The organism is Bacteroides sp. L008 (assembly GCF_040812255.1).
GTDB classification, from domain to species: domain Bacteria; phylum Bacteroidota; class Bacteroidia; order Bacteroidales; family Bacteroidaceae; genus Bacteroides; species Bacteroides vicugnae.
On sequence record NZ_JBFNXO010000001.1, the window covers coordinates 3,796,984 to 3,818,563 of the forward strand.

Annotated in this window: 12 protein-coding genes; 3 read left to right on the plus strand and 9 right to left on the minus strand. The window is 40.8% G+C overall.

Annotated elements, in window-relative coordinates; translation table 11 throughout:
* Positions 1 to 65: 65 nt before the first annotated feature.
* From AB3G73_RS15165 to AB3G73_RS15175, 3 genes are all read left to right on the plus strand, one after another.
* Complete coding sequence (locus AB3G73_RS15165; protein ID WP_320978914.1) at positions 66 to 1,136, plus strand: TlpA disulfide reductase family protein; 1,071 nt, start codon at positions 66 to 68, stop codon at positions 1,134 to 1,136.
* A 13-nt stretch (positions 1,137 to 1,149) separates the two neighbouring features.
* On the plus strand, positions 1,150 to 2,688 hold the full coding sequence (locus AB3G73_RS15170) for a YifB family Mg chelatase-like AAA ATPase (RefSeq protein ID WP_074558049.1): 1,539 nt from the start codon (positions 1,150 to 1,152) through the stop codon (positions 2,686 to 2,688).
* Positions 2,689 to 2,785: 97 nt separating this feature from the next.
* Complete coding sequence (locus tag AB3G73_RS15175) at positions 2,786 to 4,339, plus strand: sensor histidine kinase (protein WP_367745182.1); 1,554 nt, start codon at positions 2,786 to 2,788, stop codon at positions 4,337 to 4,339.
* A 480-nt stretch (positions 4,340 to 4,819) separates the two neighbouring features.
* Here the strand turns inward: AB3G73_RS15175 and AB3G73_RS15180 are convergent, their stop codons facing one another.
* From AB3G73_RS15180 to AB3G73_RS15220, 9 genes are all read right to left on the minus strand, one after another.
* Entirely contained in the window at positions 4,820 to 6,211 is a 1,392-nt protein-coding gene (locus tag AB3G73_RS15180; protein ID WP_074558052.1) for an FAD-dependent oxidoreductase, read from the minus strand.
* Between the two features lie 20 nt (positions 6,212 to 6,231).
* Positions 6,232 to 8,265, minus strand: coding sequence for a hypothetical protein (locus AB3G73_RS15185; RefSeq protein WP_217720925.1), 2,034 nt, complete (start codon positions 8,263 to 8,265; stop codon positions 6,232 to 6,234).
* A gap of 172 nt (positions 8,266 to 8,437) precedes the next feature.
* Positions 8,438 to 9,541: a glycoside hydrolase family 105 protein gene (locus tag AB3G73_RS15190; protein WP_148365636.1), complete on the minus strand. Its 1,104-nt coding sequence runs from the start codon at positions 9,539 to 9,541 to the stop codon at positions 8,438 to 8,440.
* 12 nt (positions 9,542 to 9,553) lie between these two features.
* Positions 9,554 to 12,481 carry a glycoside hydrolase family 2 TIM barrel-domain containing protein gene (locus AB3G73_RS15195; protein ID WP_217721028.1) on the minus strand — a complete coding sequence of 976 codons (2,928 nt, stop codon included), beginning with the start codon at positions 12,479 to 12,481 and terminating at the stop codon, positions 9,554 to 9,556.
* 14 nt (positions 12,482 to 12,495) lie between these two features.
* Positions 12,496 to 13,647 (minus strand): glycoside hydrolase family 130 protein, encoded by a 1,152-nt coding sequence (locus AB3G73_RS15200; protein WP_342988508.1) that lies wholly within the window; start codon positions 13,645 to 13,647, stop codon positions 12,496 to 12,498.
* A 13-nt stretch (positions 13,648 to 13,660) separates the two neighbouring features.
* Positions 13,661 to 16,372, minus strand: a complete 2,712-nt coding sequence (locus tag AB3G73_RS15205) for a sugar-binding domain-containing protein (RefSeq protein ID WP_367745183.1) — start codon at positions 16,370 to 16,372, stop codon at positions 13,661 to 13,663.
* A gap of 331 nt (positions 16,373 to 16,703) precedes the next feature.
* Positions 16,704 to 18,431, minus strand: a complete 1,728-nt coding sequence (locus AB3G73_RS15210) for an endonuclease/exonuclease/phosphatase family protein (protein ID WP_217720922.1) — start codon at positions 18,429 to 18,431, stop codon at positions 16,704 to 16,706.
* A gap of 50 nt (positions 18,432 to 18,481) precedes the next feature.
* Complete coding sequence (locus AB3G73_RS15215) at positions 18,482 to 20,356, minus strand: hypothetical protein (RefSeq protein WP_217720921.1); 1,875 nt, start codon at positions 20,354 to 20,356, stop codon at positions 18,482 to 18,484.
* Between the two features lie 149 nt (positions 20,357 to 20,505).
* On the minus strand, positions 20,506 to 21,573 hold the full coding sequence (locus AB3G73_RS15220) for a DUF4973 domain-containing protein (protein WP_217720920.1): 1,068 nt from the start codon (positions 21,571 to 21,573) through the stop codon (positions 20,506 to 20,508).
* Between the last annotated feature and the right edge of the window lie 7 nt (positions 21,574 to 21,580).

Here is a 21,580-nt window from a genome sequence, read left to right on the forward strand (position 1 = left end):
AATGACGGGCAATTCTTTTTTTTTATCCATAAAAACCGTACTTTCGCAGAAAAGAATTCAAAGCAATGAAAAAGAGCAGCATTTTAATCCTCATAATCATCTGTCTGTGCGGTTGTGGCAAATCGTCTAAGAAAACAAGCATAACCGGAGAAATCAAGGGACTGGGTACAGATACGCTCTACTTGTACGGAATGGACGAATCCTTTGACCGGATAGATACTATTTTCGCGAAAGGAGACAAATTCTCTTACACCACCTCCATAGATACCATAACTTCGGCCTATCTGCTGATTGACAACCAAATAGAATATCCGATCTTCCTCGATAAAGGAAACCAAATCAAGATAAAAGGAAATATAGACCACCCCGAATTTCTGGACATCAACGGGAATAGATATAATGAAGAGTTCACAGCCTTTCAGAAAGAGCTGAGTAGTTTAAACAACCCTTCCGAAAAAGATTTAGAGCAAAAGGCGGAAGAATTCATCAGGACACATCATTCTTCTTTTGTCAGTCTTTACCTGTTGGATAAATACTTTGTGCAGAAAGACTCTCCTGATTTCAACAAGATAAAGAAATTAATTGAAGTCATGACAGGAATACTGCAAGACAAGCTATATATCGAGAAATTGAACGAAGCTATCTCCTTGTCCGAAAAAACAGAGATAGGCAAATATGCTCCGTTTTTCAGCCTGCCCAATATAAAAGGAGAGAAAATTACCCGTTCATCCGAAGATTTCAAAAAGAAGAATCTGTTAATCAACTTCTGGGCCTCATGGGCAGATAGTATCTCCAATCATCAAAGCAACAGCGAGTTAAAAGAACTTTATAAGAAGTACAAAAAGAACAAACACATCGCTATGCTCGGAGTCTCCTTTGATATGGACAAGAAGGAATGGCAGGATGCTATTAAACGCGATACGCTAAATTGGGAACAAGTTTGTGATTTTGGTGGATTGAATTCCGAGGTTGCCAAACAATATGCTATCAAACAAGTTCCCAGCAACATTCTTTTGGCAGCAGACGGCAAGATTCTGGCAAAAAACCTCAAAGGAGAGCAGCTGAAAAAGAAAATTGAAGAAGTAGTCACAGCAGCTGAAGAAAAGGAAAAACAAGACAATAAAAAGAAAAAATAACCTGTAAGCAAACGTGTTAATCAAAGTTTTCGGAGCGGCTGTTCAAGGGATTGATGCAACACTCATCACAATCGAAGTCAACAGCTCGCGCGGCTGTATGTTTTATCTCGTCGGCCTTCCGGACTCTGCGGTCAAAGAAAGCCATCAACGCATTATCTCCGCATTGCAAGTGAATGGCTATAAAATGCCCACAAGCAATATAGTAGTCAATATGGCACCGGCTGACATCCGCAAAGAAGGTTCAGCCTATGATTTACCGCTTGCCATCGGACTGCTGGGTGCCAGTGAAACAATCTCTTCCGAGAAATTCTCCCGCTATTTACTGATGGGCGAACTAAGTCTGGACGGAAGTATCCAGCCTATCAAGGGAGCACTCCCTATCGCCATCAAAGCCCGCGAAGACGGGTTCGAGGGACTTATCATTCCCCAACAAAATGCACGGGAAGCCGCCGTTGTCAACCAGTTAAAAGTATACGGAGTCAGTAATATCAAAGAAGTCATCGAGTTTTTCAACAACGAACGCGAACTGGAGCCAACTATTGTCAATACCCGGGAAGAATTCTATCAACAACAGAATCATAGTGACCTGGATTTTGCAGATGTAAAAGGACAAGAGAACGTGAAAAGAGCCTTGGAAGTTGCAGCAGCCGGAGGACACAATTTAATCATGATAGGTGCTCCAGGCAGTGGCAAATCAATGATGGCTAAACGACTCCCGTCCATTCTTCCCCCTCTTTCATTAGGGGAAAGTCTGGAAACGACCAAGATACACTCGGTTGCCGGAAAACTGCAACGCGGGTCCTCATTGATTACCCAACGCCCGTTCCGCGATCCACACCATACGATTTCGCAAGTAGCAATGGTTGGTGGCGGAAGTTTCCCGCAGCCGGGAGAAATCAGTCTGGCACATAATGGGGTTTTATTTCTGGACGAGTTACCAGAGTTCAACAGGGGCGTGTTGGAAGTATTGCGCCAACCGCTGGAAGATCGACACATCACCATTTCCCGTATCAAAAGCACCATTAGTTATCCGGCTAACCTGATGCTTGTCGCATCTATGAACCCATGCCCATGTGGATATTACAATCATCCGACAAAAGCATGCGTATGCAGTCCCGGACAAGTACAAAAATACCTGAATAAGATATCCGGTCCGTTATTAGACCGTATAGACATTCAAATAGAGATAGTTCCCGTACCCTTTGACAAGATATCCGATCAAAGACAGGGAGAGTCGAGCAGTATCATCCGGCAGCGAGTAATAAAAGCGCGTCAGATACAGGAGAAACGGTATGCCGAATGTACGGGTATTTATTGCAATGCACAGATGAACAGCAGATTGCTGGCAACATATGCCCAACCGGATGATAAAGGGCTTGTGTTATTAAAAAACGCCATGGAACGGTTCAATTTATCCGCCCGTGCCTATGACCGGATTTTAAAAGTAGCCCGCACCATTGCCGATTTGGAAGAAACAGAGCAAATACTTCCCAGCCACCTGGCAGAAGCCATCAGTTATCGGAATCTCGACAGAGAGAACTGGGCAGGGTAATCACAGTAAATATAAACAGATAAAAATTATTTCACCGTGAACGCTACCTTTTTTCATATATTTGTTTTACATTTGTGACAAACAAATAAGCAATAATATGAAAGCATCCATAACAAGCCTCCTGATAATATTTTGTTTCACCATACTGACTTCTGCGCAAACTCCCCAAGACAGAGCTACAGAGCTAAAGGAACAAGCGCAGAGCAGCCTTAAACAGAAAGATTATATCAAAGCGCGCTATTTATTCAAAAAAGCATACGAAGCATTTGCCGCCCGCGAAAACTACCCACAGGCAATAGAATGTGGTGTTCAGGCCAATGCTTTATATGTCAGAGAGAATTTCTATAAAGAAGGATTCGAGCTTTGCCGTGACATGGAGCAGCTTCTATGGACCGGAGAACAGAATAAAAAGAAAGTCTTTTATGACCTGCGTTTCCTTATCAATAAGGAACGATTGCAGATGTACACCGCACTGAAAAACCCCGCACAGGCAAAGACACAGTTGGATAAACTGGAAGAAACAGCTAATCTTGCAAAGAACGACTCCCTAACGGAGGCACTGCTGTATACAAAAGCCAACTATTATTATACTTTCAACCAGAACACACAAGGCGATGCCTGTTTCCGCAAACTTATCAACCAATATAAAGAAAAGAAAGCCTATGCCAAAGTGAGCGATTGCTACAAGAACCTTATCAGTATTGCACGGAAAGGCAACAATGCTCCACTGATGGAACGCACTTACGAAAGCTTCATTGTCTGGACAGACTCTGTAAAAACGTTAACCGCACAGGATGAGCTAAATGTACTGAAGAGAAAATATGACGAAAGCCAACTGACCATACAGGAGGAAGACGACTCACTATCTGCCAAGCAGTATATTATCATAAGTCTCTGTGTGCTAGTGGCTATATTGGTAGCCGGCCTGGCAATACTGGCTGTGATATTGCTGCGATTCATCGCCGGCAATCGTAAATTAAAGAAAAGCGTGAAAATTGCCAATGAACACAATGAACTAAAAACCAAATTCATACAGAATATATCTTCGCAAATGGAACCTACCCTGAATACGCTGGCTACTTCAGCCGAAGAACTGTCACAGAGGGCTCCTCAAGAAGCTGCCCAAATGCAGGGACAAGTTGCAGCTTTGAAGAAATTCAGTGATGATATTCAAGAACTGTCATCTTTGGAAAACTCACTAACCGAGTTCTATGAACTAAGTGAAACCAATGTGGGAACTTTCTGTGAAAATGTGATGGATAGAGCCAAAGAACACATAAAACCGGATGTCACATCTTCAGTCAATGCACCAAAACTTCAGGTAAAGACAAACAAGGAACAGTTGGAACGCATTCTTCTCTATTTACTGAAAAATGCCGCTTTCTACACCGAACAGGGTCGTATCAGTCTTGAATTCAAGAAACGGGGAGCACACACGCACCAATTCATCGTTACGGATACAGGGACAGGAATTCCGGCAGAGCAACAGGAAAATCTCTTTAAGCCTTTCACAGAAGTAAAAGACCTGACTACAGGGGATGGACTAGGATTACCGATCTGTTCACTGATTGCTGCCAAGATGAACGGAAGCCTGACACTGGATACGAATTACACGAAAGGAGCGCGGTTTGTTCTGGAGCTTCACGTATAAATTTAGCCAACAAGAAAGCTATTGTCTCATTTGATTACTTTCTGACTTGTTAAGTATAGTTACCTTCGACCAAGAAGGTTCTAAACGCAAACTTGAGAATATATAAAAATATGAACAACTTTCTATATAAACGGATCTCACGTTTTTAATAAACTTTTGAGTAGTTTATTAAAAACGGTATCTGAGTTTATTAGAAACTCTACGATCGGATTTCCGAGTTTTCAAATCCATCTTTTACAACAAAAAGGCTGCAAATTTCATAAAATTTGCAGCCTTTTTGCCTATATCCGATACACCATTTCTGATACTAATCAAGGAACATGTCCGAATTTGTTAGAATATTATATCATTCAAGTTATTAATTTCATCTTCTTTTATCTGTTATTTATTAAAGTGGATATTCACGCTCGTACTACAAAGATACAACATTAAAAAGCATTTGTCAAGACGAATATCCTATAAAAATTGTCCTTAACATATTTATAAAAAGTATTGTCCCTCTTCTTTTAATCTTTTGCGTAGAAAACCGACATCAATCTTATGAACATCATTCTTTGTCTGTTTAATAGCATGTACTGCCGCCATTCCGGCAGCTTCACCAGTCACCAGACAAGGTGGCATCACTCGTAAGCTTCCAAAAGCTTCTTCATCAGTAGAAATACAGCGTCCGGCGGTCAATAGATTCTTCATACCTTTAGGAGTCAAGCAACGATAAGGAATTCCATGAGATTCACCTTTTTTGTAACGAGTCTCTTTATGTCCCGGTTTATGAACATCAATATAGTAACAATTACGTCCGATTTCATCCTCAAATGTTTTACGTTCCAGCCAATCTTGGAAAGTAAACGTATAATCCCCTTCAATCCGACGACTATCTCTAACTCCCAACAAAGAGGCAGTCTTTACGACAAAAGCACTACCAAAAGTTTTAGGCTGAAGTTCTTTCAGTGCCTCCAAGTATTGTTCAGCGATTTGCCTACCGGTAGCCATCGCCCGCGTAGTAGCCCACGGGTCGGTCGAATCAACATTATCAATGTGTCCTGCATTGAATTGTACCACATCCGGACCGATCAGATTACTATTGAAATGTCTGCCTATCAATGGATATTTCCCGGACTTAATCGCGTCAAAGATAGGGCTATTTTTGTTACTCGTATGCAATGAAGGGCCTATGAGATTGTAGTTATAGCTATCAACATTGGCAAACGAGAAACACAAAGTAGAACTTTGCAGTATACCATCCTCACCTCCCTTTTTAAATGAAGCACCTGCCCAGGTAGCTACATCTCCATCTCCCGTCGCATCAATAAAAACTTTTGCTTTGAATGCAACAAGCCCGGATTTATTTGCTACAATGATAGCATCTACCGTATCATCAGCTGACATCTCTACAGCAGCAACCCTCGAAAAGAAAAGGACTTTTGCCCCCGATTCAGCTACCATCCGGTCATAAACCAGCATCAAATATTCAGGATTTATGTTCACCCAATTCAGTTTTTGCTTTCTCTCATGAGGCACTCCTTTCCTTGACGCTTCGAATACCTTCTCAGCCAAGCCTCGATAAATAATCTTTTCACCATCAGAGAATGGACACCATGCGGGAACCATACCTGCTGTTCCCATACCGCCAAGTTGTCCCATTGCCTCAATCAGCAAAGTCTTAGCTCCCTCCCGGGCTGCAGAAATTGCAGCAGTACACCCGGCAGGTCCTCCACCAATTACAATAACATCCCATTGATCGTCCACTGCAATCTTGGTGTTCTTCAGACGCATTTTGGATTGTGTGGTATTTCCATTCACATTAAGAGCGGGAACTGCAAAAGCAGCAGTAATCAACCCGGCTTTTTTAAGAAAATCTCTTCTAGACGTCATTACAAATTAATTTATTATAATTACTTTTCCATAAAAGTCTCTGCACGCCCTGGCGTAAACAGTTCCCATAAAGAAGCAACAGTCCATCCGGGTGCGAAAATGTCATTATAATATCCTTTGCCATTCTTCCCGTAATCCCAACTGGTGTGTTGGACAACTTCCGGATAGTAACCCACTTTGGCAATGCCACACATGTGTCCTTCATAAGGCAATAACTGCCGCATAGAGGTTGAAATCACTTCTGCGAAGTCCGAGAAACGGGATTCTTTATATTCGTTCGATAACCAACGAAGTACATCGGCAAATTCAAATACAAACACATCGATATGATTATTTTCTACCGAAACATTTCCCCAACCACGTGTTTTCAAACCAATATCACCCAGCATCTGTCCGGGAGCAAAAGGAACATCCCACAAATAATACCACGATAATGCAAAATAAGCGGCTTGCTTCGTCAGATCAGCATAATGCTTGTGTTCCTCCCCTTTAGTAACTAATGAAAGATAATAGGTAGCAGTTGCAGCATAAAGTGACGCTTCTTTATCCTCACAATTTGCATCAAGGGTAGATGAAAAATAATCTGCCTTAGAAATCAATTCTTTCTCCAGATAACCCGCAGTCCGCTTGGCACTATCCAAGTAACGTTTATCCTTAAAGTATTTATATCCCATGACTAAAGGTAATGTAGCCGAAGGAGTACTTCCCCCGCTTTTATCTACAACGGAAAAGTCATCACGGAACTTTCGTGGAAAACTACCATCAGCATTTTGCAATTGCAGAAACATATCCAACATTTTTTTCAATCGCTGTTCCCATTCCGGATGCTTGCGCCCTTTTTCTTTTTCATAAGCCAGGAAATGGAAGATTGCATAAAGCCCTTCCGATTGACGACGGATACTATGAACAGGATCCTCAAAGTTCTTATCAAAGTTTACCGATTCCTTAAAAAAGCCTGCTACCGTGAAGCCGTTCTTCAAATAACTATCGAATATTTTGGTACTGTTAACTTTCAAATCTTCCCGGTTACATTCCCAACCATATTCCCAGGCATTGAATGCATTCAGAAGAACACGTCCTATAAAACCAACTTCTGCCTGCCCATTACTTGTACATGCATCTGTTCTAAGATGTATGCCCGAATTATATACCAACGGATATTTATCCACAAAACTACTTACAAAGAATTGGCTAAGAGTCTGCTTCATATATTCAATTGAATAGGGAGCATCTACAGGCTTGGGCAAATATGTATCATAACAATATTCCCAAGTATGGCGCACAAAATCAGAATAATCTTTTGCTTCACCTTCAGTAATTTGCCAAGTCAACAAAATCGTCTCTCCTTTTCTAAGATGCTGATAAGCCGTTACAGCCGGAGCTAATGTCAATTTACGGATATAACTTTTAGGGGCCTCCCGATAAGGAAAGCCGAAAGAAAGAGTAGCAACCCCATCCTTATTTTCAAATCCGGTATACCCCAAAGAAGTCTTATCCGAAAGAATAACCTCCCCTTCGCGATGAGTAGCCAACGTGTTATTTACGAATTTATCCAATCTGTTGACAGTCATAAAACGTTGTTTCTTCTCACAGAAAATCCCGGTGAGAGGTGCGCTTAACCTGTCCTCACTTACAATCCAACTGTCTGAAGTATGGAATGAAGGGGCTTCTTTGGGCGAACGCAGATTACGCCGATACCAGAATCCCGGCATATAGAACAGGCAATCGTTATGGCGGAAGTCTGTTGCCACCTGCTGATTGTAATTAAAGTAAATATCTTCCAATGCAGTGATAGACACACTAATACATATCCCATCGTTACCATCCACTATGTTTTGAGACACAGTCAACGGTATTTTTTCCGAATTCTCCAAATAATAAGTGCCGTTATTATTCTGCGACTTCTGAAAAGTCAATGGATAACATTTCGCGCTATTTCCCGGGACTTTCAAGGAAATAGATGCCGAAATCGATTCCGGCACATTATTAAAAGCTTTAGCAATAGTAGCACATGCTACAAAAGCTATCCCACAAAGTAAATATTTCAGACTCATATAAAATATTAATGTGAATCAGCCTGCCTGATTCTATTTGTACTAAATTGTTAAGGCAAAATTAGGGAACATCCTCCACATTGAATAAAACAAATTGAGCTATAAATAGAAATAATTATCCAAATCGGCAGAAATTCTCCAAAGCCTCAACTATGATCCCATACCCAAACGATTATTTTTCCATAAGAGCGGCAGCACACCACAAATAAGGACCCTGTCCGTGATAATCACCCGTACGGCGCGGACGATCATAATAGTACTGTTTACTGTTCTTCTTATTCGTTCCCACACAAATTTCTCTCACCTGATTTTTATCATTAAGATATGAAACTAAAGCCATCCATGCTTTACGAGCCGCAGGAGCATATTCTTCTGCATCTAGCCAGCCATTCTTAACCCCTTTGATAAATGCGAAAGTAAACATAGCCGAACCTGAAGTTTCAGTCCAACAATCAGACTGGTCGATCAACTGATTCCACAGACCTTCCGGATTCTGATATTTCTTCAGACTTTCCATCATTGTCCGATAACCTTCTAAAATACGCGGACGGTCTTTATGATTCTTAGGCAAACATTGAAGCAACTCCGTCATACCTGCAGCCATCCAACCATTTCCACGTCCCCAATAATAAGGAACATCTGGTGCATGATAGAAAAGGCCATTCGGACGTTGTAGTTCATCCAGATACATCACCATCTCTTTAGCTGCACGATCGATATATTTCTTATCCTTCGTCACTTTATAAGCACGTGTCTGTACAATGGTAATCATATACATATCATCAATCCATAAACGTGTTTGCCAAGAATATCCTTTTTCAGCCCATTCTTTTTCCTCCGGTTTTGCGTTTGCTGGCACTTTCCATTGAGAATCGGCATAAGGCAACCCTAAATACCAATATTTCTTATCTTTTGTCACAAGATACAACTCAAGAGGTAAGCTACCGAACATATTTACATCAACGTGATTCATAATAGGTTGCAACGCCTTCTCTTCAGTAAATAAAGGCTCAAACTTATCTTGCAAACGATTGAGAAGTTCCTTATCTTTTGCAAGATAAGCATATCGCAAAGCCCCGTTCCAATAAAATGTTTCCGGATAACCAATCCATTTTCCAATATGGAGTGCATGCTTCTCGGTTAGAAAGCGATATGCCAATCGTTTACCAATTTCTTCCGGAGTAGAACCTTCCGGAAAGTCCTTCAACATACTTGTTTGAGCAAACAACAACTGAAAAGGAACAAAAAACAATAATATTAATACCTTCTTATACATAACACCTAGTCTTTAATTATTCAACAATATATCTTTCAATTCAACATTATATCCATCTACCCGTAAAAGCATCTTATCAATACCTTCTTTACAGTCTACTTGGAAACGGACCTCTTTAGATTCGCCAGGCATCAAATAAAAGTATCCGTCATCAAAATAAGCCGGACGAATAGGCGCATCAGTTTTCGCATCTCTTAATGTCAATGCTATTGCAGCAGCCAAGTATTGCCCCGGATTTTTCACAATAAGCCTGCCCTCATAATGGTTAGCCTTTTTCGTGAAGTTCTTCACCGAAACATTCACCGAAGAAACCGGCAAATTAGCCAAGACTTTTCCGTCCCATTCCTTCTGATTGAGCCAATAAACATTATCATCAAGCAACTTTCCGCTATTAGTTGTCAACACCAACTTTACCCAGCAGAAATCAGGAAGTCCTTTTATATCCTCTAATTGTATTACAGGAGTCAGTACATTAGCTTTCACATGAGCTACCTTCTGTTGTGAGGAGCGTATCTTTTTTCCTACTTTATCGTAAACCACAACTTCCACTTTCAAATTCCGATATTCCTTCAGCGTAGTATTAATAATATCTACTTTATGATGATTAAGACTCATCTGAATATGAAGAGGACGGCACGCTTTTTGCGTGCCATAATAAGCACCGGCTGTTTCCCCATTCGAACTGTAGTTCTGCCAAACCATACTAGGCCATGCGGGATGACTCATCCAAAGTAGCACTCCAGAAGCATCATTCCACATCTTGCTATTCCATGCTTCAAAAATAGCCCGATGACTTTCGTAATTAATCAATTGTGCTTTCCGGCAAAAATCATCCAAGTTATCGGAAGGTCCCAGTTTACGATCCATCCCTTCCTTATAAAGTTCACTAAAAGTCTTGTCACCATATCTATGGTTATGCCAGTCATGGTAATACCAAACATCACTGATAGGCCAAGTATCCTCTTCCGCCATAAATTCACGAATGGTTTCAGCCGTTGGTAACGAAGGAGTACCCACTTCTGAACGGAAACCACCAGCCAAAGAACGATAATACCATCCGGCATCATATTGATAACGCCAAGGCCCACTTCCTGAACTATTTAATGAACGAGAATTTCCTGTATAGTGCCGGCTACGGTCTTCTTTAGCCAAAGTAGCAGCCAACATGTATTCAAGTTCATTCGGAGCAAACCCCTCATTACGTGCACACCATAAAGCAATGGAAGGATGATTACGGAAACGACGTACTGTCTCTGTCACATTCCTTATGAACAGACGATAATCTAATGGATTAAGATTAAATCCGTCTGTTGAAAGCCAAAAGTCATTCATCACCAACATGCCATATTCATCACAAAGTTCATAGAACACTTCTTCCGTGCTCTCACCCGTCCAATTACGAATCATATTGTAATTCATATTCTTATGCAACTTCAAAGCTGGTTCCAATCGCTCCCGGGAAACACGCTTCATACCGTCATCCATACCCCAGTTACCTCCTTTGCAATAGATTCGTTGACCGTTCACCTTTATCACCATATATTCTTTCATCAGCGAATCCTTTATTAACTCTATTCCCTGTGAAGATACCGGTTTCAATAAGTTCGGTACAAATTCTCCATCATAATTCGTATAGCGAACCTTACTATCCGTTCTTTTGCGTTTCACAGCATCAAAAACTGGTTTTCCATCCTGCAAAGCAGCAGTCGGATTATAGTTTAACCGCACTACAGGAGAATTATCCTCATATGCAGACAATTCATACTCCAGCTCACGGATACCGATGCGCATCTTCTTAACATCAAGTGTGTCCTTACCTGACGAGACCAGACTTAAAGATGCATCATATAAATACTGTTCTCCATATCCATTGGGCCACCAAAGACGTGGATTCTTCATTTGCAATTCCTTACACTCACGAGGAGTCAGTTTAATCATCCTCTTTTCATTAGCATTCAAAGAAACCGGATAAATAGCAGATACTCCTCCAATATTAAAATGCAAATCAGCAGTACACGCAGTTTTAGAAGAATTATAAATCTCCGTATTAACAATAAAATTAACAGAAGTAGTGTCAGGCAAAGGCAGATCCGTAATCACGTGCGTATCAACAATTTCGAGTTCATTGCCAAATTTTATTCTGACATCCTGCCAAATCCCCATATTTCGGTCGCGTATACCAGGAATCCAATCCCACCCCTCCGAAGAGATAAAAGTAGGACCGTCTAAACATAATGCCCCACCATTGGGACCAATTCCTTCTTTCTTATTTGCCTCATGAGGAATGCCGGGATTATTAGGCGGAAGAATACGGATGGCTAACAGATTCTTTTTGTCATAATCTACCCAACGAGTTATATCAAAGATTCCTCTTTCAAAAGCACCCGTCATGGTCCCTAATAACTGATGATTAAACCATACCTCCGCTTTATAATTAATTCCATTCAGAATCAATTTTACTTTTTCTCCCTTGCTATTACGGGGAATATTAAATGAATTTCGATACCACCAATCCATCCGGCAAAGTGTATCGGGAATCAACAGATTATTAAGCCCCCAATAGGGATCAGGGTATACTCCCTGATCCACCAATGTAGTTAATACCGTACCGGGAACTGTTGCCGAATACCATTCGCTTGTATCTAAATCTTGTGCAAATACCGATTTTTCAGCTGCCCGAGCTTTATATCCTTCTATCATCTCCCAACCTTTGGAAAGTTGATATTCCCAATCAGAAAGCGGACTCAATTCTCCGGGTTCTACCACCTTCTTTTTAGGCTTAGCTGTCTGAAATGAATGTTTTGAATGAGGTATCACTTCGGAACTTTGCTCCTGAGGTAAACCGAAATTCCATTTTAGTTTCTGTGAATAAATACATTCTGCTGAAGAAAATAGAAAAACAATAATGCAAATAATGTATATATTCAGTTTAATTCTCATCATCTTATCATCGATTATTTAATTCGCAGTTTCTTCACATCATCACATACAGCTACCGCTACACGTGAATCTGCACAACCATAATAAAGGTACAGTTTCTTTTTGTGATAGACAAGCCCTTCTATAAAGACTGTCCCATCCTTATATTGCCCGCTCTTCTCAAAAGGAGCTTCAGGAGCAAAGAAAGGCTTATCAAGACGATCTAAAACTTTATAAGGATCATTATTGTCAAACAGCATCTGTCCCGCGCAATAAGCTCCCGACGGATAGTCCATATCCCTGTCTTTTCCTGCATTTTTTCCATTATACAAGAGCACAATGCCATGTTTGGTACGAATAGCCGGTGGTCCACACTCCGTCATTTGACAATCAAAGTGCCCTTTACGCGGCTGCGCCAATTTCTTCAATTCTCCTTTTTCGTCCAGAACCGGATACCAATCAATCAAATTATCGGAAGTAGCGGCATATACCGCATACTCTCCCCAATACATAAAATATTTACCATTGACTTTATCAATTACAAGTTGACTGCCTTTCAACCTAGTCACAATAGAAGCCGATTTACAAAATAGGTTATTAAAGCGACCGTTGTATGCTTTCCCGAAAGCAAGCCCATGTTTGGTCCAGTTTTTCAAATCTCGCGAAGTTGCCACGGAAAGGCGCGCTTTTTTCCGGTTCCATGCCGTATATAACATCACATACAATCCGTCTTCGGTCATTGTCACACGAGGGTCCTCACAACCACCCGACCAATCTAAGTCTTTAAAGTTATCCTCAGCAGGGAAAAGCACTGGATTGCCCAACCTCTTCATTTCAATGCCATCTTTGCTTTCGGCATAACCAATACGTGAAGTTCTTTTGCCTATACCTTGAGCAGAGTTGTCTTCCGCACGATAAAGCACCACAATTTTTCCGTCTTTTACAGTGGCTGCCGGGTTAAAAGTATCACTTTCCTCCCATTTCACTTGCTCTCTCCGCATCGGGCAGTAAAACTCTGTAGGCAACGGTGATATGACAGGATTGACTCCTTCAGGACGCAGAAATGGACCCAGCATCCAATTATTATCTTGTTCTTCTGGAGGAGTATCTAAAGATGGCGCATCAGTAAATCCGCATGCGGTCAATATACCAACCACACCAATGATAAATTTCAGTTCTAGTTTCATCTTAGTTCTTTTATTACTTCAATTTATACTCTTGTCTTTTTATATTCCAACCCTTCAGTACCAATACAGCTCCGTTTTTCAACTTTCCTTTTGCAGTTTCAATGGTTACTGTTTTCTTTTCACCCGGCATCAGGGAGAAAAAATTGTCTGTATAAAACGACGGACGTATCGGACTCATCATTGAATTCAAGAATTGCAACTGATTAAAGAAAGCAATCTGACTGGATGTATTTCTCAAAGTAATATCTACAAAATAGTTATTATTATCTTCTCTCATTTTATAGGTCAGTTTCACCTTTGCCTGCTTCAACTTGCTCAAGTCTTCGAAACCCGAAGCAGCTGGACCGGTCAAAGTCTTACTACCTTCATATTTATCATTAGAACGCCAATAGAAGTTAGAAGAAACATCTTTTCCTTTTTCATCTTTCAAAATCAGCTTGATAAAATGAACTTGAGATATATTTTCCGGGAAACGAATAGTCAATGCATCGTTAACCACTCCGTCCGAAGGCAAATTAATTGTTGCTGATTCTTCAAAAACTTTCTTACTGTCAATATCATACACCTGTGCTATTACTTTGTAATTCTTAAATTCACGATAATAGTCATTCACTACAGACACTGTATTTTTAAGATAGTCAAACTGCGCATGCAGTGGTTCCAGTGAGTTAGCTGTGTGATAAAGCGATGCTGTCGGTTCCAGAGACCAGTCCCACATACGGGAAGCCACTTGAGGCATAGAGCAGTTATGATACCAAAACAAAAGTCCGGAACAGAAACGATCACCATAATCCAGTTTATTGTAGTTCCATACTTCCCAGATACTCTTCGAATTAATAGCTCCCAACAATTGCCCTTTCTGTGCAAACTCATCGATGGATGATGATTTTCCGTAGTTATTCACCAAGTCTGTATACATAGTACTCATCAGATGGAAACCATTTCCATCCAGATAATCCCATACTTCCTTATTGATAGGCCAAAGGTCTTTTTCATCCATCATTTCCCGGAGGATTTCCACAGTCGGAAGAGTAGGTGCACCGTATTCCGGATTAAATCCGTCTACACGGCTTCCTCTGGGAGAGGCCGTATTTTCATAATGCTGCATCGGATTTACCTGTTTGTAAGGACTGCCATCATGCACCCCTTCACATTCGGACTGCATCTGGAATCCACGTGTACCATCCAGTTTATTCAGTAATTCAGGAGTACCGGTAACTTCTGTACTCTCATTAGAAGCAACATAATAAGCCAAAGATGGATGATTACGAATACGTTTTACGGTAGATTCCACATTACTCATATAGAGAGCCTTATCATGTGGATGACGAGTGTCACCGGTCATCCAGAATTCTTGCCATACCAACAGTCCCAGTTCATCACATAACTGGAAGAAGTAATCGGATTCTGCGATACCACCTCCCCACATTCTCAAAAGGTTGACGCCCGACTGACGAGAATAACGTAATTCAGCATAAGTACGCTCATCCGAAGTTCTCAACATGGCTTCCGGTATCCAGTTAGTGCCACGGATAAACAATCGTTTACCATTCACATAAAAGACACGTGATTTGTCCGGAGTCTTTCTATCCGAAACAATTTCTCGAATACCAAATCTTGTTTTCACTGAATCACATTCTTTACCATCAACTGACACTGTCAGCTTCAGGTCATATAAGTTTTGTGGTCCTTTATTGACAGGCCACCAAAGTTTTGGCGAGTTGATGATAAGTTGCGGAAACTCTTCAGGAGTGAAGGTAGCTATTTTTTCTTCTCCGCGTATCAGCCGGAAAGTCTTTTCGAAAGTGATATTCTCGCCCACAATTTCACCCTTTACCTTGCAACTGATTACCCGATTATTGGTTGATGGATTGATAATTTCAACTGATACAGTCTCACAAGCCTGATCATAACCGGGCTTTCTTAATTCAGACTTAACAAAAGGATGGCGCAATGCTACTCTGCCTGTAGCATAGAGAGAAATATTTTTCCATATACCTGTGTTACGGTCACGGATACCGTCCATAAAGGTAAAGTCCCAACCTACCGTCATCAACATGGTAGTATTTAAACCAATGTTTCCGTTTCCACCGTTATGGAATTCACCGGCTGCTCCCCAGGATTTCGGCTTCGCACTTCCGGGAACATCTACCGGATAGACCTTTATAGCCAGTCCGTTCTTTTCCCCGACTTTCACAAAATCCGTAACATCAATGTAATCCTGAATAAACATACCGTTCATTGTGCTCAACAGGTTGCCATTCACCCATACTTCTGCCCGGTAGTTGATACCATCCAACTGTAACCAGACAGTCTTTCCCTTGAATGATTGAGGAACAGTAAAATCTGTACGAAACCAGTATGTGTAAAAGTCACGTCCGGTTTCAGAAATATCCGGTATCAATTTAGATTCAATCTTATTATTGATTCCATAGTAAGGCTCCGGGTATTTTTGGTTATACACCAAAGAATTCAAAACTGTTCCGGGAACGATGGCCGGCATCCAATTTGCAGTTGCATAATTGGATAAAGAAATCTTTTCTCCGGGATCTGTTGCATCTCCAGCTTTTATCATTTTCCACTGGTAGTCGCCCTGATGACCAATTTCAGAATCAAGCCAGATGCGTTGCGCATTTCCGACATTGTTCTTCCCATTCTGTGCTGTCACTACTGCAGCAAAAAGTAATAATAAAATCGGGAAAAAGGTTTTAGCAATGTTGTGCATATTCGTACGTTACAATTTATTGGTTTATATAATCTTAAAAGTCTAAAACGGATGAGGACAAAAATAGTGTTTTCTACCTGTCCGGCATGCTAAAAACAAGTCAATAAATGAAATTTGAGTCCCAAACTGCCATATATTGCCTATTTGAAGGTTATCTAGCAACAGACAAAAAGACATTAGTTAATCATTGGTTTATCCATTACAAATAGTTAGCATATTAGCTATTAATAGCTGAATTCTCGGATATTAATACCTTACACGACAGGTATTAATATCCGAGACCTCAATAATTAACAGCCTGGCGACTCTCTAATTCCGTTACACCGTTCCGTCATTTAGTAAAGACAAATTCTGTCCGTAATCCCCGGTGATCGAACACTTCTTCGAAAGGCCCCCAATTAGGAAGAACAATATCCGATGTTTCTGTGTTCTCGCCTATTACCTGAGAACTTTTTACTTCCGTGTTGGGAGACAAGGTATAAAGAGTGAGATCTAATCGGTCTTTAGTGTCCTTCTCGCTCGGACGCGGTGTCCACGTGAATCCCGGATGCGTCACAGGATCCGGATGTATCGTTCGGTAAGCATCACCTTTTATACCGCCTTCCCACAAAGAATGGGTGGTAGGCCACTGAACAACGTAAGAAACAAGGCCTGCTGACAAGGCACCTTCCGTCCAGTCAAGCCATGACGGTTCATTGAAATCACCCGAGAGACAAACAAAAGGAGTGGTAGACGAATTAAAGTCCTCCAGCAGTTTGTCCACCATGCCTTGACGGGCTTCTTTATTGACTTTCACTACATAGTCGACATCGTCCGTACCCTCATATCCTTTATATTCGATACCATTCAACTGATAAGGACCGTAAGGGAAGTAAGCGCCATGACAGTTCATCACCAATACGACAACACCTTCGCCTAAGTTGATATAGACACCATATTTGTTCGGTGTAATCCCTGAGAAAGGATAGCGCGATATAATACTGCATTTCCCCTGTCCATTGTTGGAGTGAGTATGCACGTAAAGCCCCTGTGCTTGTATATCAGATTCAGAGAGCCCACTGCATTCCTGCGCACAAAGCACATCCACATCAATTCTATTGAAGTAATCCAACACAACGGAAGTCGATTTACCCCATAAATTTTGCGTAGCAAGTTTCAGCGTTTTGGGTGCTACACGTGTTGTCCAAGTAGCAGCAACTTTTCCATTTGCATCAGCAGACATTTCAATATAGTAAGCCTTTCCACTGCCTACATTCAGCGCAAGCCCCACCGGTACCGTTACCCGTACGTCCTGTTCTCCAGAAATCGGATGAGTGATATGCAGTGTAGCATTCACTCCAAAGGTTCCGGCACACATATCTGGAAGCATATAACATACATCCTCTTGGGGCACATACTGATAGGTCTTTCGGGTTGCTACCGGAAGATTCTCATATTCACTGTAATGTTGAGGTTCGATATGAGCATAAGGAACAGAAGAGGCGGCATCCGCAAAAGTCACGGAATTCACTGTAATATCCGAAGCAGTATCCAGATCCTTTTGCAAAACGATCTTAGATGCACGCGGAGCAAGAGTAACCTGCACCGATGCAGACGCAGCTGCTACACGAAGTGTACCATCTTTTTCATTACCTCTACTGACAAGCATCGCCATCGGATCAGCTAACGGCAATTGAGGAGCATACGCTTCTAAATCCCAATAAGTTTTACCAGAAGTCAATTCTGGAAATTTATCGGCTGTGGTACACAAAAACAAGAATCGATAAACGATTCCTTTAGTTACAGAAACCTTTATTTCATTTACTGCATCCCCTATACTTCCTGTTTTGTCAAACAGATAGTTATATTGATCGTCAAAACAGAATATCTTCCATTTCATTCCGTCCAAAGACACAGAAGACCTAGTGGGGGACATCGTTAACCCTCCCTCCATGTTCAGACTGAAACGTATTTCTTTTGTGTCATCCTCCTTTTGTACATCACTTACATATCCTTCAGCACAAGCCGTGAATAAGCTAGAAATCATTAGAAGAATCACAAATAAAGTATTCTTTAGCATTATCTTACAATTTAATCATTGAATATATATCCTTTCGAGAATCCATATAATTATTCCCAACCGGCTTTATCACGTATACACCTATAAGGGATTCCGTAATCCTTCTTCACATCCCAATTATTATAATCATAGAATGTCTTGTCTTTTATAGAGAGATCTTTCTCATTGATATTCAACCAAGCCACGCTTGGCCAAGTGCCATAACAAGCTAAATCTTTCACATTGGGAGTAGCTTTATTGTATGGGTATCCCGCCAATATACGCAAATCGGTAGCCTCACCGTCTGCCTCGGACCAACAGTAAGTATATACAGACTCCATTACTTGTGACTTGAGATGCTCTCCTACCCACAAAATATACTCTTTGGCCTCTACATTGTTCAATGCTGTCCAGCCCTCGGGACAAAGATTCTTCGCCCCTTCATTACCCGTCTTACCTTTCATAGGAGTATCAAACGTAAATCCCTCAGTTCCACAGAAATACGCCTTATCCACAGTGTTATGCACAAGATACGTAGACTGACGACAATGTACTGGCGAATAAAGTTTCTCCCCTTTTGACAAACAAGGCAGCGGAGTGCCCGGATACGGATCGACAAACCCGATGGCCAGCAGATTTTCGTCTGTAACAGCCCCACTAAGATGTGTGATAGCAAACTGGCTTGTCTTCGCAGGATGTGCAGTCACCGTATAAACAATCTCATGACGATAAAGACCACTACCTGCATCTTTAGTAGATGAAGAAATAGTAAGCCATGCAGGCAAACTTCCGTCATACGCAGCGTCCAATGCTGCTGAGCTATAATCTGTAACAACACGTTTTATAGTATATGGCATTGCAGCATCAGCTGCAATTTTTACATAAGTCCCTTTAATATCTGTACCAGCAATGATAGTAGCTTTATTATCCATTACGGAGATTCCGTCTTCAATCGTTACCCAATCAATTGAAGTTCCGTCTTTCCATTCTTCTACTGAAATATCAAAGCCTGTAGAACCGGCTATCTTTTTCGTATTAAGCTGATAGAGATAGTTGGCCTCCACATTAATATCAGCAGTAAGATTCAGATAAAGAGTCGGACCTTCTGTATTGGTATTGGCAAGTTTAGTGGTAGCCCATACTACTGTTTTTTCATTTTGCTCAAGAGTTGAAGTCAACCGAGTCGGATAAAGATAGAAACTTTTCCCATCATTAGCTAAATCAGTTGCTGGTATTTCCAGAACATCAGCAGATATATTGCCTGCATTACCACTTACATCACCTATGAATCCTTGAGTGTATCTATTCTTAATATATACCTTATCGATCACTAATCCCGATTCTGTTGGATCATTCAACAAATCAAATCTAGCTACACGTCTTTTAAGTTTTACATCAACCTGATTATTGGAAGATTCTACATCGGCAACTGTTACATACTCCTTACCATCTGTTTTAACATTAGACATAACAAATGGAGGATTCAACTTACCACTCTCCGCAACAGTTTTACTATTTAGTAATTCATCGACTGTATTTGCTCCACTCATATTAGGGAAGTTGTTCTCATCCTCACTCTCCACAATGATGAATCTCTTTTCTCCTCCAGTCGAAGAAGTTAATTCAACAGTATATGACCTTGTATCACCGTTTGTACCCACGGAAGCAGCCGCATAATTTAAGACATATCTTTGTTCATACTTACCTTCTTTGCTAAATTGATAAAAGGCTATTTTGTCATTAGTGCCTCCATTTTCGTCACCTACACCTACTGCCCTTGTAAGGAATGCCCCCGGAGTATGCAAGTTAAATGTTATTTTACTTTTGCCAGAAGGCTGTTCATCGGGAGTTGGGGTTTCATCACTTTTCGAACAACCAACTAATAAAACAGTTAAGAATAAAGCTAGACATATATAAATATTCTTTAGAATCTTGTAGTTTTTCATATGTAAACAAATTAATTACGCTCCTTATCCCAAAAGAGCTGTTTAAACCATTAATAAATTGTTTTATAGTTCTAAAAAACTTGAGAGGCTGTGCCCAATCCCAACTTTAGCACTGCCTCTCAATATTATATTCATCAATCAACACCCCATCAATTCCATTCGATTTGTTGGTCTTCGTCCGGAATCAATGTATTCAAGTCACGTTGCATACTTAATGTACCTTCTACTCTATATTTCATACGGTTGCCCGGACTAAGCGTATAGTCCTCAAATGAGTATCCCATAGACAAAGTGATATAGATATGCTTCAAGTAAGGCTTCACAGGATCGTTCTCTTCGACAATCGTATAATAAGGAGCTTCCTTAAATTTGTCATCATCTCCTTCGCCCAGTAACACAACTTTAAAGTTATTACCATCCTCACCCCCGTTATCGGTCCACAACCTTAGTTTCTTCTTCAACTCACTTCCTTCATTAAGCGGTTCATCCGTAAACTCCACATACAGCTTATACTTTTTACGATCTAAGTAATTCACATCACGAACCCCCATGTAAAGCATAATGGTCTTTTCGTCATACACATAAGCTTTATGAGTAGCTAACATGAAGTTATCCTTCTGATTCTCCAAGAATATCTTCAACAAGCTGCCATCATATGAGCCTGAATAATCATTGAACGGAATAATATTCAACAATGCTTTCCGATAGTGCAGACGGTTATTCACCTGATAGTTATAAGACGGATCATCCTGAATTGTCAATGGTAGAATATATTTATCCGACATATCCAACGGTTTAGCATTGTTCTGCCCTCCTAGTGTGAAATCAATAGGTAACAGTGCTTCAGATTCACCCGCAGGCATTTCTACTGTTTCCGGTATGGAATAATACTGTTGATCCAACAAATGGTAAAAAAGTTCCTGACGACGTTCACCGAAACGTTCATGATTCAACACATCCAATGTATCTTTGTCGAGTGCTACATGGATAGTTCTTGCCTGTGTGTTCATTGTAGAACCACTCAACAAAACCGGAAGCTGATAAGTCACCACCCCTCCTGGTTTGTAGCGTACATAAGTAGAAGTTACTCCTTCATTATTAATCTCCGCCTTGAAAGATGCCAACTGTTTGAATTGTTCATCTTCCCACTCATTGTTACATGAAGTGCAACATACTGCCGCCATCATGCCAATCAATAATTTATATATATTATTCATCTTTTCT